This is a genomic window from Paenibacillus sp. P3E (genome assembly GCF_001909045.1).
Lineage (GTDB): Bacteria > Bacillota > Bacilli > Paenibacillales > Paenibacillaceae > Paenibacillus_AQ > Paenibacillus_AQ helianthi.
Genome location: NZ_LVWH01000020.1, coordinates 1 through 14,544, shown reverse-complemented (window position 1 = coordinate 14,544; position 14,544 = coordinate 1). Strand labels below are relative to the sequence as shown.

General features: G+C 51.0%; 11 protein-coding genes. 9 read left to right on the top strand and 2 right to left on the bottom strand.

Features of this window, described 5'->3' with window-relative positions:
• Positions 1-209 precede the first annotated feature (209 nt).
• Complete coding sequence (locus tag A3842_RS04150) at positions 210-3,542, top strand: X2-like carbohydrate binding domain-containing protein (protein WP_371915981.1); 3,333 nt, start codon at positions 210-212, stop codon at positions 3,540-3,542.
• Between the two features lie 173 nt (positions 3,543-3,715).
• Here A3842_RS04150 and A3842_RS04145 read toward each other — a convergent pair whose 3' ends face one another.
• Positions 3,716-4,456, bottom strand: a complete 741-nt coding sequence (locus A3842_RS04145; RefSeq protein WP_074100546.1) for an SDR family NAD(P)-dependent oxidoreductase — start codon at positions 4,454-4,456, stop codon at positions 3,716-3,718.
• A gap of 145 nt (positions 4,457-4,601) precedes the next feature.
• On the opposite strand from A3842_RS04145, the gene A3842_RS04140 reads away from it, so the two are divergent.
• From A3842_RS04140 to A3842_RS04125, 4 genes are all read left to right on the top strand, one after another.
• The gene (locus A3842_RS04140) at positions 4,602-5,495 is read left to right on the top strand and encodes a LysR family transcriptional regulator (protein WP_074100548.1); all 894 of its coding nucleotides are present in this window, start codon (positions 4,602-4,604) and stop codon (positions 5,493-5,495) included.
• 37 nt (positions 5,496-5,532) lie between these two features.
• On the top strand, positions 5,533-6,225 hold the full coding sequence (locus A3842_RS04135) for a class I SAM-dependent methyltransferase (protein ID WP_074100545.1): 693 nt from the start codon (positions 5,533-5,535) through the stop codon (positions 6,223-6,225).
• 601 nt (positions 6,226-6,826) lie between these two features.
• Positions 6,827-7,450: a hypothetical protein gene (locus A3842_RS04130; RefSeq protein ID WP_074100544.1), complete on the top strand. Its 624-nt coding sequence runs from the start codon at positions 6,827-6,829 to the stop codon at positions 7,448-7,450.
• A 249-nt stretch (positions 7,451-7,699) separates the two neighbouring features.
• Positions 7,700-9,889 (top strand): alpha-galactosidase, encoded by a 2,190-nt coding sequence (locus A3842_RS04125; protein ID WP_074100543.1) that lies wholly within the window; start codon positions 7,700-7,702, stop codon positions 9,887-9,889.
• A 74-nt stretch (positions 9,890-9,963) separates the two neighbouring features.
• Here A3842_RS04125 and A3842_RS04120 read toward each other — a convergent pair whose 3' ends face one another.
• Entirely contained in the window at positions 9,964-10,581 is a 618-nt protein-coding gene (locus tag A3842_RS04120; protein WP_074100542.1) for a nitroreductase family protein, read from the bottom strand.
• Between the two features lie 344 nt (positions 10,582-10,925).
• On the opposite strand from A3842_RS04120, the gene A3842_RS04115 reads away from it, so the two are divergent.
• From A3842_RS04115 to A3842_RS04100, 4 genes are all read left to right on the top strand, one after another.
• Entirely contained in the window at positions 10,926-11,339 is a 414-nt protein-coding gene (locus tag A3842_RS04115; RefSeq protein ID WP_074100541.1) for a DUF1641 domain-containing protein, read from the top strand.
• A gap of 18 nt (positions 11,340-11,357) precedes the next feature.
• Positions 11,358-12,536: an NAD(P)/FAD-dependent oxidoreductase gene (locus tag A3842_RS04110; protein ID WP_074100540.1), complete on the top strand. Its 1,179-nt coding sequence runs from the start codon at positions 11,358-11,360 to the stop codon at positions 12,534-12,536.
• A gap of 149 nt (positions 12,537-12,685) precedes the next feature.
• Complete coding sequence (locus A3842_RS04105) at positions 12,686-13,549, top strand: DUF2785 domain-containing protein (RefSeq protein WP_074100539.1); 864 nt, start codon at positions 12,686-12,688, stop codon at positions 13,547-13,549.
• 75 nt (positions 13,550-13,624) lie between these two features.
• Positions 13,625-14,254, top strand: coding sequence for an SGNH/GDSL hydrolase family protein (locus tag A3842_RS04100; protein WP_074100538.1), 630 nt, complete (start codon positions 13,625-13,627; stop codon positions 14,252-14,254).
• The last annotated feature ends 290 nt before the right edge of the window (positions 14,255-14,544 follow it).

Below are 14,544 nucleotides of genomic sequence, written 5' to 3'. Positions count from 1 at the left end.
TTATAATATTTACCAATTATAATGTAAGCGTTATCAGATGTACATGCTGCTGTTTGCCGGATCAGATCGGGGATCAGGAAGGAGGGCAAGGAAACGGGAAAAGCCCAAGAACCACAAGGAATGGACTGGGAAAAATCAAATCATAGGAGGCGTAAATTGTGACACGTAAACGTATCCGAAAACTGGGCCTGGTTGTGCTTCTGGCCGCTATGACAAGCTCGTTATTCACCGCCTTTCCAGCGATTACCCGTGCAGCGGCAAGTGAAGCCTACAGCTGGAAAAGTGTTGTCACCGGCGCGGGCGGAGGTTTTGTGCCCGGCATTATTTTTAATCAGAGTGAACCGAATTTAATCTATGCACGCACCGATATCGGCGGCGCATACCGCTGGAATCAGGCTACTGGCAGCTGGGTATCCATCAGTGATGCAGTAGGCTGGGTAGACTGGAACAAGAACGGTGTGGATGCGCTCGCCACGGACCCCATCAATCCGGACAAGGTATATATGGCTACAGGCACCTATACCAACAGCTGGGATGATAACGGGCAGATTATGCGCTCCAGCGACCGGGGGAATACCTGGCAGTCTACTCCGCTGCCGTTTAAGGTTGGGGGCAATATGCCCGGCCGGTCCGCAGGGGAGCGGCTGGTTATCGACCCCAACAAGAACAGCATTCTCTTTTTTGGAGCACGCAGCGGCAACGGATTATGGAAGAGTATAGACTCGGGGGTAACCTGGTCGAAGGTAAGCTCCTTCCCGAATGTGGGCACCTATATTCAGAATCCGACACTGGATTACGGCAATGATCTGGTCGGATTATCCTGGATTACTTTTGATAAAAGCACTGGCACACTAGGCAGCGCCACTCAAACAATCTATGTCGGTGTTGCCGATACTGCTAGCAGCGTCTACCGCAGTACCGACGGGGGAGCAACGTGGACAGCAGTTCCCGGACAGCCAACCGGCTTCCTGCCCCATCATGGGGTGCTGTCATCCACAGGAGACCTTTACATCACCTACAGTAACGGTGTCGGCCCTTATGATGGAAGCAAGGGCGAAGTGTGGAAGCTGAATACCGCCAGCGGAGCCTGGACCAATATCAGCCCAAGCACCGGAACGGATAACTGGTATGGCTTCGGCGGATTGGCTGTAGACGCCCAGCACCCGAACACCGTTATGGTTTCAAGTCTGAATGCATGGTGGCCGGACGAGGTAATTTTCCGCAGTACGAACGGCGGTGCGACCTGGAGCCGAATCTGGGACTGGGGCAGCTATCCTGAGCGTACGTATAAATTCGCTATGGACATTACCGCAGCACCTTGGCTTGATCATGGCGTCACCAACCCTACTTCCATTGATCCATCACAGAAGCTCGGCTGGATGATGGGGGATCTGGAGATTGACCCTTTCAACTCGAATCGTATGATGTACGGGACCGGAGCCACCATCTACGGAACGAACAATTTGGGCTCCTGGGATACCGGGGGCAAAGTTAATATTTCAGTGATGGCCAAAGGAGTGGAAGAAACGGCAGTCCTTGGCCTAATCAGCCCTCCATCGGGAACCGCCCACCTGATTACGGCGCTTGGCGACGTTTCCGGATTCCGCTATGAAGATGTAACCCAGGCACCCGTCAAGTTCCAGACGAGCCCGTCCTGGGCAACAACAACAGGTATCGATTATGCGGAGCTGAGCCCTGCCTATGTTGTGCGTGTAGGAGGTGCTGATAAAGAGAAGTCTCCGAGCATGAAGTCAATCGGAATCTCCAATGACGGCGGTGTCAACTGGTATATGCCGAATGGCGAGCCTTCGAACGGAACCAAGACGACTGCAGGACAAGGACAGGTTGCGGTATCGGCTAACGGCAATTCCATCCTGTGGAGCACTTCGGATATCGGAGTCTACTATTCCAAAACTACAGGCAACTCCTGGACCGCAAGCACAGGCGTTCCGGCAGGCGCCAAAGTGGCATCTGATCGGGTGAACCCGAACAAATTCTATGCGTTCTATGCCGGAACCTTCTATATCAGTACAGATGGCGGAGCTACCTTCAGCGCTACTGCGGCAACGGGGTTCCCAACCAATAACGTTGCTGGTCTCCAGCCGAATCAGGCACAGATCAGTATGAAAGCCGTGCCCGGCATCGAAGGCGATATCTGGTTTGCCGGCGGCAATGCGGTTGAGGGCAAATATGGCATATGGCACTCTACTAATTCAGGTACAAGCTTCACCAAGCTGACGAACGTTGAGGAAGGCGATCTGATCGGCTTCGGTATGGCCGCTCCGGGCCAGAGTTACATGGCCCTCTATACGGTAGCCAAAATCGATGGCGTCAGAGGTGTCTTCCGTTCCGATGATGCCGGTGCATCATGGGTACGGATTAATGATGACGCCCATCAATATGCCAAAATCAACATGGCAATTACCGGTGACCCCAGAGTATACGGCCGTGTCTATCTTGGGACGAACGGTAGAGGCACACTTTATGCGGATCCGGTAAATCCTCCAGTTACCAGCGCGTCGATTACACCAACGAGCGCCAGTTTTGATAAGAAGACTGCAAACCAGGCCGATATCCCAGTCACATTGACACTGAACGGCACTACATTTAGCTCCATTAAGAACGGTGCGGCAACCCTAACAGCTGGAACGGATTACAGTGTAAGCGGGACAACGGTAACGATTAAGAAGGCTTATCTGGCTGCCCAGGCAGTGGGCACTACCCAGCTAACGTTCAATTTCAGTGCGGGTGCTGCAAAAATGCTGACCGTAGCCGTCGTTGATACAACTGGAACGGCCAATTCGGTGATTACACCGGTCACCGCGGGCTTTGACAAGAAGACAGCGAATCAGGCAGATGTACCAGTCACACTGACACTGAATGGCAACAGCCTTAGCTCGATCAAGAACGGTGCTGCCACCCTGGTGTCCGGAACGGATTATACACTGGGCGGGACAACCGTAACGATCAAGAAGGAGTATCTGGCAGCACAGGCGGTGGGCACGACTACGCTCAGCTTCAATTTCAGTGCCGGAGCTGCGCAATCCCTGGCCGTAAGTGTCGTGGATACAACAGCCCCACCTACCGGAGCACTTAAAGTACAGATGTATAATGGTGCAACAGCAGCGTCGGTGCAATCCCTCAATCCAAAGTTTAAGCTGGTCAATACAGGGACTAGCAGTATTTCGCTGTCAGATGTGAAATTAAGATACTACTACACCATTGACGGTGAGCAGACACAGAACTTCTTCTGTGACTGGTCCCAGGTCGGCAGTGCGAATGTGACAGGCAGCTTTGTCAAAATGCCGTCTGCCAAGACAGGCGCAGACTACTACCTGGAAATTGGATTTACCAGCGCAGCAGGATCTCTGGCGGCTGGGGCAAGCATTGACATCCAGATGCAGGCTGTAAAATCGAACTGGAGCACCTATACGCAGACAGGGGACTACTCCTTCAATGGGGCGGGGACCAATTATGCAGACTGGACCAAAGCTCCAGCCTATCTTTCCGGCAATCTGGTGTGGGGAAATGAACCTTCGTAACTCACCCGCATACCTGAATTAGAAGGGGTTTATCTGAGGGTTATAGCTAGAAAAATAGCAGAGCAGTGATCATCCCGTTATCGGAGAATCACTGCTCTGCGTTTTTGATCATTGACGGCTTTTGCTCACAGCTTTACTTCACACGAAGTACTCATGCTGACTCTGCTTCGTATTTATAATGTCTGTCCGCTGTCCACCGTAATGATCTGCCCGGTCATGGCTTCCTGCTCCAGGGCGGCGCAGATGAACCGTGCGATATCCTCCGGTTCGGCTATCCGCTGGAGCAGCAGATTCGGCGCGAGCTGGCGCATTTGTTCTTCCCGCCCAGTCCACCATCGGGTAGCGACTGCCCCCGGCGCTACACAGTTGACCTGAATGTACGGAGAAAGCGCGCGGGCCAGGGATCGGGTTAAACCATGAATGGCCGCTTTGGATACAGCATAGGGAAGAGAGGAGCCGGCTCCTGTATTCCCCGCAATGCTGCCGAGGTTGACAATAGCTCCCTGCTTGCGCTTTTTCATATATACCGCCGCTGCTCTAGCGCAGAAAAACATACCCTTGACGTTGACATCGTACAGTTCATCCCACACCTCCTCCGTGGCCGCTTCCAGATCGTCCATAGGGATGTGTCTGGTGATACTCGCGTTATTCACGAGCAAATCGATGGTTCCGAAGCTTCCGGCGATCTGCTGAGCCATATTCCGTACCTCTGCGTCCCGGGCTACATTTGCTTGAACCGCAAGGGCCCGTCCGCCTTTTTCAATGATCCTTTGAACCGTTTCCAGTGCTTCCGCTTCCGAGCGGGAGTAATTGACGGCGACTATGGCTCCGCGTGCAGCCAGTTCGAGGCTTGTCGCTCGGCCAATCCCCGTCCCTCCACCTGTAACCAGTGCGACTTTTCCTGACAATTCCATTCGTATTCACTCCTTGATTGTGTTTTTATCCTTATCAACAGTTTATATAACACGTTCGATTTTGTATAATTGAATGAATTGAAGGAAGAGTTCAATTTGGTTGAATTAAGTATGCGTAGGCTTGAGGTGAAGGGAGGGAATGAAGCTGGATCTGAAAACACTAAAAACCTTTCAAGCAATCGTCCAGAGCGGTAGCTTCAACCGGGCAGCGGAAGAGTTGAATTATGCCCAATCTACGGTCACGATGCAAATTCAGAAGCTGGAGTCGGATCTGGGTGTTCAATTGCTGGAACGGGGCAAAGGTATTACACTCACCGAAGCAGGACGGTTGTTCCATGAACAAAGCCTCAGAATTGTAAAGGATATGGAACGGCTCCAGAGCAGCATCACGGATTTGAAGTCAGGTGAAGCGGGGAATGTCCGCATCGGTGCTGCTGATCCGACAGCGAGCTACCGTCTGCCTGTCATCCTGCAGAAATTCATGACACGGTTTCCCAAAATGGAGCTGTCCGTGGATATCTCCGGTTCAGGTGCGCTTTGTGAGCGGCTCCTGCGAGGGGAACTGGATGTTGTGCTCTGTTCCGCTCCGGAGCTGGGGAAGGAGCTGCATTTTGAACCGCTGTTTACAGAGGTATTTGTGCTGTTAATGCCCGAAGACCATCCGCTGGCTTCCGCACCCGTCATTACTGCGGATCATCTGCGCGGCCACCGCCTGCTGATTACAGCACCTACATGCCCCTACCGCAAAAAACTGGAGAGCGTGCTGAGGGAATCTGCCGGACCGCCGCTGAATACGATGGAAATCGGCAGCATGTCTGCACTGAAGTTCTATGTGCAGAGCGGCCTCGGAATTGCGCTTGTACCTGAGGTTACTCTCGACCCCGTCCCTCCCGGAACTGTATTTCGAAGGCTGGAGGGTAAAGCTGTGGACATGACCTGCGGCATCATTTGCCGGATCGGTGATTACCCCTTGAAACCGGCCATCCGCAGCTTGTATGATTTCATCAGGCAGGAACTGGTGATGCTGCCGGTCATTTAGCCGAGAATAGGAACCAGGAAAGGTGAGCTGAGCGGAGATGAGCAGAAACAAACTGGATTTGGAGCGTATTGTTTTTATTGGCCGCACGTTTGAGGAGTATTTACGGATGTTCGATCTTCAGCGTGAGGAGCTGATGGGACGGAGTATTTTGGACTGCCCGGCGGGAGCCTGCTCTTTTACTGCCGAGGCAAACAAGCTTGGTGCGGCATCAGTTGCCGCAGATATTGCGTATGATTATTCCGCTGAAGTGCTGAGGGACAAAGGGCTGAGAGATATCGATCACACCGTGCAGCAGGTGGGTAAGGTCAAGGACAGCTTTGTGTGGGAAGAGTTCGCTTCAGTGCAGGAATTACAGCAGGCAAGGACGTCAGCCTTAACGATCAGCACCCTGGACCGGCAACAATTTGGTGAACGGTATGTTCCGGTAGAGCTGCCGATGCTTCCGTTTGCCGACCAGACCTTTGATCTCACATTGTCCGCACATTTTCTGTTTATGTACGGTGACCGGCTGGACTATGATTTCCATCTCAGGACCATTGAGGAATTGATGAGAGTTACGAAGTCGGAGATTCGGATCTTTCCGCTGGTGGACTTATCCTGCCAAAGATACAAGGAGCTGGAGAGACTACTCTGTGCGGTTAAGGACCAAGGCTGGACTGCTGAAGAGAGGTTGGTCCCTTATGAATTTCAGAGGGGAGCGGACTCTATGCTACGGCTGCTGCGTGCTTAAGCGGACCTGCACAGTACCCATGGTTTTATTAGGCTGAACCTAAGACTGGAACACACATAAACCCCTACTATTGATTTGCATCAATAATAGGGGTTTATGGTGTAGATACTATACCCATGTTATTCTCAGACTCCTTATCCTATCCTTGTTCTCAGCCGGGTAGAAATCGTCCGAGGCGGCATTCAATTTGCCTATCCTGCTTATGATTCTTCTCTAATTCATCCGCTGGCTAACGATTGGTTTCATGGTTCAATGTTTGAGCTTTAAGAAGCTCATACCCTTTCGTCCCGGGATGGATTGAAAGTTTCAGCAACAGGATCAAAGATATAGTCTCAATCTCAGGGAGTACATCTGCCAAAGATTATTTTCGGAGAGAATGTTTCTGCCCTCCGGCTTCCTTTCAGCAGTGTATGGTTCCTTGAGTTGATACCTGAATTATACCGTCATTTCCCGGATTCGTAAAAAGGCGAAACCTTTAAATTTGGGGCTGTTTTGAAAAACAATCTAATGTAAGCGCTATTATACTCCAGTATCCTTAGTTTCTTGAGGTATAATTAATTATACTTAGGCTTGCGGAGATTTAAGGGAAGGATGACCAACGATGAAGCTGTTTCAGGTTAAAACGGAGCCGCTGGGTGTGGAGCGGGTTCGGGAGTTTTTAGAGGACAATTATGTATGCATCGGTTATACCGGCGTGGGGGATTTGGCGAATGCAGGCAAGGAGGAGATACGTAAGCGTCTGGTTCTTACCGGGACTCCGGAAGGAGCTGAGCTGGATGCCGCGCTGGATAATCTTCAAATCTTCGTTCACGACATGCAGGATGGGGATTATGTGCTGATAACGGATGAAGAGTGGGCTTATCTGGGGGATCTGGGCGATTATTTTTATGCGGATACATTCGATTCGGCTGAAGATGGGCGATGCCACAGACGGGGAGTAACCTGGCTAAAAAGCGTACCCCTTGTGATGCTTCATCACACGCTGAGAGAGTGGTTAACGGGGGAAGCGGTTATTTCGCAATACACAGGGACGCTGCCCGGCGCCAGGCTTGATTTATGGATCACAGAGTCAACAACAGAAAGTCTAGTCAGCGCAAAAACAGCAGGAAAAGTTGACGATGAGATGGTTGCCGAGGCTCTCGCTGTATTGAAGGCTGCTTTGCAGAGTGAGGACGCGGAGCGGAGGGAACGGGCGGCAATCGCCATCCTGCAGTATGCAAAATGATTGCTGGCACTAATGAATTTAAAAAGATTTCATAGTATACTAAGATAGTGCTAACAAAATTTAGTCTATGCTTGCAGGACAAGCCAGTTTCATTGAGGATTCATAGGTATTTTGCTAACAAACATGAAATGCATGCTGTTGAATTGAGTTTTTCGCGAAAATAGAATGCTAACAAATTCAGGCCGATGCTTCCGGTGCCAGTTAGAATAATTACTGCGAAGCCTCGCCCGCCAATTTTAGGAGGATCAGATGGGAATTCAATTTCATTCGGGGGAACGTATATTTCATATTCAGAGCCGTGCAACCAGCTATGTTCTCCAGCTCCTGCCCACAGGAGTCCCGGTTCATATCTATTGGGGGAGAGCCATCCGGGCAACCGCGCTATCTTCTATCCTGCAGCGGACGGAGCGCTGCTCCTTCTCGCCAAGTCCCTATCCTGAAGATATGTCAATCTCCTTTGACACGATTTCGCAGGAATATCCATCGTATGGTGTTGGGGATTTCAGGCATCCCGCCTACCAGATTCAGGCACCTGACGGGACGACAGCCTCCGAGGCTGTGTACGATACCCATCGGATTTATCGCGGTAAACCTGCACTTCAAGGCCTCCCAGCGACTTATGCCGAGCATGAGGATGAAGCGGAGACTCTGGAGCTGGAGCTGCTAGATGCGGTAGCCGGGTTGCGGATCATCCTTAGTTACACTGTGTCTAATGAATTGAATGCGATTACGCGTTCAGTGCGTTTCATAAATGAAGGTGCAGGGGATCTGAAGCTGCTGCGCGGACTCAGCATGAGCGTAGACCTGCGCGATTCCAGCTACGATCTGCTGCACTTGTCAGGCTCATGGGCAAGAGAACGCTATGTAGAACGCCGGCCGCTCGCTTCCGGAATGCAAGGAGTGGAGAGCCGCAGAGGGGCAAGCAGCCATGCCCATAACCCGTTTATAGCCCTTCTTTCCAAGGGGGCAGATGAAGATCATGGGGAGGTATATGGAGTCAGTCTGGTCTACAGCGGCAGTTTTACCGCTCAGGCAGAGGTTGAGCCGTATAAGACAACCCGTGTATCCATGGGCATCAATCCCTTTGATTTCAACTGGCTGCTTGAGCCGGGAGAATCCTTCCAGACTCCTGAGGCAGTCCTTGTCTTCTCTGCGGCTGGCCTTGGCGCAATGTCCAGAACCTATCACAAGCTGTATCGTACGCGGCTGGCCCGCGGCACCTTCCGTGACCGTACGCGTCCTGTCCTTGTCAATAACTGGGAGGCTACATATTTCGATTTCACTGCCGATAAGATTGAAGATATCGCCCGGGCGGGCAGTGAGCTGGGCATGGAGCTGTTCGTCCTGGATGACGGCTGGTTCGGCCACCGGGACAATGACCGCAGCTCGCTTGGGGACTGGGTGGTTGATCCGAACAAGCTGCCCGAGGGTTTGGAGGATCTGGCGCGGCGGGTGAATAAGCTCGACATGCAGTTTGGCCTGTGGTTTGAACCGGAGATGATCTCGCCGGACAGTGAGCTGTACCGGCAGCATCCCGATTGGTGTCTGCATGTACAGGAACGCCGCAGAACGCTGGCCCGTACACAGCTGGTACTGGACTTCTCACGCGAGGATGTCTGCCAGGCGATCGGTGACCGCATTGCTGCTGTGCTGCGGTCAGCGCCGATCACCTATGTCAAATGGGATATGAACCGCAATATGACTGAAATCGGATCTGCACAGCTGCCGCCGGAAAGACAACGCGAAACGGCGCACCGTTATATGCTTGGTCTATATAGTGTGCTTGAACGGATCACCACGGAATTCCCGGATGTGCTGTTCGAGAGCTGCTCTGGAGGCGGGGGACGTTTCGATCCCGGGATGCTCTTCTACATGCCGCAGACCTGGACGAGTGACAACACCGATGCAGTCAGCCGGCTCAAAATCCAGTACGGCACAAGTATCGTCTATCCGCTGAGCGCTATGGGCAGTCATGTGTCTGCGGTTCCGAACCATCAGGTTCAGCGCAATACATCCCTGGAACTCCGTGGCCATGTGGCCATGTCAGGCAATTTTGGCTATGAGCTGGATTTGACGAAGTTCACAGAAGAAGAAAAGGCGGCGGTAAAAGCACAGGTGGCGCTGTACAAAGAACTGCGTCCGCTGGTTCAGTTTGGGGAGCAATACCGGCTCCTTAGCTCCTTTGAAGGAAATGAGACGGCGTGGCTGATTGCGGCAGAAGATCAGTCAGAGGCTGTAGTGGTCTATGTCCGTACACTGGCTGAGCCTAATGATAAGCTGTATTACCTGCGACTTAAGGGTCTTGATCCGGATGCGGATTATGAATGGCTGGAAGGCGGCGGTGTATACGGAGGCGATCATCTGATGTATGCGGGATTGCCGCTGCCTGCATTGCATGGTGATTTTCAAAGTATCCTGTGGCGTTTCCGCAGAGTGTAGAGCGTAGAAATTACTACTGTTTAAGCAAAAAAGAGCCATCCGTCCCGGATGGCTCTTTTTGCTGCGTGCATCACTCAAAAGAACTCAACAAACTCATTCACCGGCTTGCGGTAGCCGCGGGGTCTGATCTTGTGCTTGTTGTCCTTGCCGATGGTAATAAGCATGACCGGTACCAAATTCTCAGGCAGGCTCAGGGTCGCCTTGAGGGCTTCAGAATCGAAACCGATCATCGGGCAGGTATCCCAGCCCTTGTCCTTGGCAATCAGCATGAACTGCATCGCGGACAGGGAGGCATTGCGGATCGCTTCATCGCGCTGAAAAGCGTCATTTCCAATGTAGGCGCCATTGATGGCTTCAATGGTGCCGTCAAATTCTTCCGCGCTCATAGCTCCCAGCATTTTCAGGCCGCTATAGATTTCCGGTGCCTGCAGATACGCATGCTTGTCTCCAAGCACGACGATAACGGCTGAAGCTGTGTGGATTTTATATTGGCCATAGGCTGCTTCACGGACTTTTTCTTTCAGCTCTTCATTGGCAACCACCTTATAATGCGCATGCTGCAAATTATAGGCTGAAGGGGCAAGACGGGCCAGCGAGAACATTTCCTCCAGCTCGCCCTGGGGAATCTCGATGCCCTCTACGAAGTTATTTGCGGATCTCCGTGCTTGAACCAATTCTGAAAAAGTACTCATGTTCGTTCCTCCATTGTGTATGTAGTGGTTAATAATTATTAATAGCTGATATTAATAAATAAACTTACTATTTGTTACTTGCTAAACATATCACGGCATTTTACCTTCGTCAATGACTAAAAGTAACGCTGCACTAAATTTTTTTACAAAAATGAGGGATATATCGAAATCCGAAGAAAAGAAGTGATTTTAATCACAAAATAAGGGTATAGAGGCAAAAAGATTGTGACATTTATTACATAGAGAATGTTATAATAATCACATTGATTTAGAGATTAATTATTTCGTTCATCTGCTAGTCCATCTTCTATATGAAATAAAGCTATTGTAAAGGAGCGCTCATTATGTCAGAAACCATTACTCAAACCAAAGCTTTTACCAAAGAAGATCTCCTGGATCAGCTCTTGAAGCCTGAGGTGCAGGAATCCCTAACAACACTGGTGGAGCAGCTTCCCCAGATTACACAGCTGGTTGGTGCATTAACCAAATCACTTGATTTTGTGCAGGCTGTTGCATCGGATGAAGTGCTGAAAAATGATACAGTGGGTGCTATCAAGGAGCTTGCGGAGCCTGTAGTAGATTCCGTTAAAACGATGGCGGCTACAGTGATCGAAGCCAAAGATCGTGCCAGCGAGAGCAGTGAAACGATCAGCCTGTTCGGCATGATGCGAATGATTAAGGACCCCCAGGTGCAAAAAATGCTCCGTTTCATGAATGCATACCTGCAGGTCAGCGGCGAACGTAATCCACAAAAATAAGGACGGAGGAACATTATCATGTCAAAACATATCGTGATTCTCGGAGCTGGCTATGGCGGCCTTCTGAGTGCTATTAACGTACGCAAATATATGAGTAAGGCTGAAGCTAAAATCACAGTCATCAATCAGTATCCGACGCATCAGATTATTACCGAGCTTCATCGTCTGGCCGCAGGGAGTGCCTCGGAACAAGCTGTTACTATGCCTCTTACCAAGCTATTTGCCGGAAAAGACATTGATCTGAAAATTGCCAAGGTGAAGTCATTCTCCGTTGATAACAAGCAGGTGCAGCTATCCGACGGTACGGCGCTCACGTATGATGCCCTTGTGGTTGCGCTTGGCAGCACTACGGCATACTTCGGCATCCCGGGGCTGGAAGAGTATAGCATGGTGCTGAAATCCGCTGCGGATGCGACAAAAATCCATGCCCATATTGAAGAACGCATTCGTGAATATTCCAAGACGCACAATCCTGCCGATGCGGCCATTCTGATTGGCGGCGGCGGGCTGACCGGTGTGGAACTGGTAGGCGAGATTGCTGATGTGCTGCCGAAGCTGACCAAACGGTATGGTGTGAATGCTCAAGATATCAAGCTGATGCTGGTAGAAGCTGGGCCCAAGATCCTTCCAGTGCTGCCGGATCACTTGATTGAACGAGCGGTAACCAGCCTGACTGCCCGCGGGGTAACTTTCCTGACTGGTCTTCCTGTAACCAATGTGGCCGGCAATGTGATCGATCTGAAGGATGGCCAGCAGATTGTGGCTAATACCTTCGTGTGGACCGGTGGGGTTCAAGGCAATCCTCTTGTCGGTGAATCCGGTCTTGAAGTGAACCGCGGCCGTGCCACAGTCAATGATTTTCTGCAGTCGACCTCGCACCCGAATGTTTTTGTGGCAGGTGACAGCGCCGTTGTCTTCGCAGCAGATGGACGTCCATACCCGCCGACCGCACAAATCGCCTGGCAGATGGGCGAACTGATCGGCTACAATCTGTATGCTTATCTGAATAACTCGGCGTCTGAAGCCTTCAGTCCGATCAACTCCGGTACGCTTGCCAGCCTGGGACGCAAAGACGGAGTGGCGATTATCGGTGCCAGCAATACTCCACTCAAAGGCTTGCCTGCAACCCTTATGAAGGAAGCGAGCAATATCCGTTATTTGTCCCACATCAAAGGCCTGTTCAGCCTGGCGTACTAATTATCGTATTTTACAAAGTCCTATATGACCTTCAAGCCTATCCGATCCTTATGCTGTAAGGAGCGTTTAGGCTTGGAGGTTTTTTTGATCTGGAAAGGGTTACGGTATTGTGTTAATTTACATAGTAAATCAATGGATGGAGTGAAACCATGAATAGTGTCAGAATTCAGTTAATGACCGATTTGCAAAGAATAGAAACGGAGCACTACAGGCTTCGTGAAGGCGAAGAGCATCAGCGTTTCATCTCCCTGATGCTGGAGTATATCGGAGATCCTCAGCCGGAGCTAAGGGACGAGCTGATCTATCCGGCATTCTATGAATGGATTCTGGAGCAGCGGCTGTGCTCTTCTGACGAGCTTCGCGGGATTACGGCGGTCCTGCTGGATGAGCAGCATCTGTTCCATGGCATAGGGGGCCAAGGGGAGGATACAGTGTTTACCAGAACCTTTACTACACTGGTGATTGGACTTATTATCCAGCGGCACAGAGAACGGCCTTTCCTGGATGCTGCTGGTTTTCTGAAGGTGAAGACAGCGCTTCTTCGCTATTACATTGAAGAGAAGGACCTGCGCGGCTATGTTGAAGAAGGCGGCTGGGCCCACTCGGCGGCCCATGGGGCGGATGCCTTGGATGAACTGGTGCAATGTCCGGAATGTGATGAGCCGTTACAACTTGAGGTCCTGGAAGTGGTTCGGAGGAAGCTCCACAACGGAGTATACATCTTCAGAGACGAAGAGGATGAACGGATGGCTACGATTGTGGACACCATGATCCGCGGCAATCTGCTTGCGCGCGAACGTATAGCTGAATGGATTGGCAGTCTTGCGGCCTCCGGCAGCCAGCCCAGCAGCCGCAGCCAATACATCAACCGGGTCAACAGCAAGAATTTCGTGAGGGCTCTATATTTCAGAAGAGAAAGGGAGGGGCTCGGTCAGGAGCTACATGAGGCCTTGCTCACCGCTGAACTGAACGTGAACAAATTCACCACCGGAATTATTAATTCTGTTCATTAGGTGCTCACCCGAAATCTATTTGCTATAATAGATTTGTTTATACTATAACTGTTGTTTTATAGGAGGCTTTTCAGTATGGAATTTCAAGAAAACGATATCATTTTGTTCCAGGGAGACAGTATTACCGATTGGGGCCGAAACTATGAAGACCCGTCCTCGCTGGGTGTGGGCTACGCACTGATGATAGCGGCGCGCCTTGGGTTGCTATATCCCGAAAAGAAACTGAGCTTTTTCAACCGCGGAATCAGCGGCAACCGTGCGGCAGACCTGCAGAAGCGCTGGGACAAGGATTGCCTGGAGCTGAAGCCGACTGTGGTTTCGATCTATATCGGCATCAACGACACCTGGCGCCGGTTTGATTCCGGTGAGGAGACTACGGCTGCACAGTTCGAAGCTTCCTATCGCGATCTGATCGAACGCACCCTGGCAGCAACAAGCGCCAAGCTGGTTCTGGTTGAGCCTTTTGTGCTGCCGGTTCCTGAGGACCGCAAAGGCTGGCGCCAGGATCTGGACCCGAAAATCCATGTGGTGCGTGAGCTGGCCCGTGAGTATGGTGCTGTGCTGGTACCGCTCGATGGATTGTTTGCTGCGGCATCTGTGAAGGCGGAGTCTGCGTTCTGGGCACCGGATGGGGTTCATCCTTCACCGGCTGGACATGCTCTCATTACCGATGCCTGGCTGAGAGCGGTAGGGGCCATCAGCTAAATGTAATAGTCAGCCTGCATTGAATACATATTTGTCTGCCATTCCGTAAGGCCGATCCGTTGAGATATAACGGATCGGCCTTTTGTCTAGATGCATCAAAAGGACAAGTTTCACATACGCGAGGGATAACATGACCATCGAAGCCACTATGAGTATAGAAAATACAATTTTTTCAGTTTCTCAACTACGTTGTCATATACTTTACGAACGGCTGGATGTTCAAGGAGGTTGAAGCTAATTCACTCTTGACAGTGATTCACTTAAGGAGTAATTTGAATATATAAAAAGAT

What these genes read in the sequence shown, in the direction of transcription:
- A3842_RS04150 (WP_371915981.1), top strand. Translation starts at nt 210, where the DNA reads ATGACAAGCTCGTTATTCACCGCCTTTCCAGCGATTACCCGTGCAGCG.
- A3842_RS04145 (WP_074100546.1), bottom strand. Translation starts at nt 4,456, where the DNA reads ATGGAATTGTCAGGAAAAGTCGCACTGGTTACAGGTGGAGGGACGGGG.
- A3842_RS04135 (WP_074100545.1), top strand. Translation starts at nt 5,533, where the DNA reads ATGAGCAGAAACAAACTGGATTTGGAGCGTATTGTTTTTATTGGCCGC.
- A3842_RS04130 (WP_074100544.1), top strand. Translation starts at nt 6,827, where the DNA reads ATGAAGCTGTTTCAGGTTAAAACGGAGCCGCTGGGTGTGGAGCGGGTT.
- A3842_RS04125 (WP_074100543.1), top strand. Translation starts at nt 7,700, where the DNA reads ATGGGAATTCAATTTCATTCGGGGGAACGTATATTTCATATTCAGAGC.
- A3842_RS04120 (WP_074100542.1), bottom strand. Translation starts at nt 10,581, where the DNA reads ATGAGTACTTTTTCAGAATTGGTTCAAGCACGGAGATCCGCAAATAAC.
- A3842_RS04115 (WP_074100541.1), top strand. Translation starts at nt 10,926, where the DNA reads ATGTCAGAAACCATTACTCAAACCAAAGCTTTTACCAAAGAAGATCTC.
- A3842_RS04110 (WP_074100540.1), top strand. Translation starts at nt 11,358, where the DNA reads ATGTCAAAACATATCGTGATTCTCGGAGCTGGCTATGGCGGCCTTCTG.
- A3842_RS04105 (WP_074100539.1), top strand. Translation starts at nt 12,686, where the DNA reads ATGAATAGTGTCAGAATTCAGTTAATGACCGATTTGCAAAGAATAGAA.
- A3842_RS04100 (WP_074100538.1), top strand. Translation starts at nt 13,625, where the DNA reads ATGGAATTTCAAGAAAACGATATCATTTTGTTCCAGGGAGACAGTATT.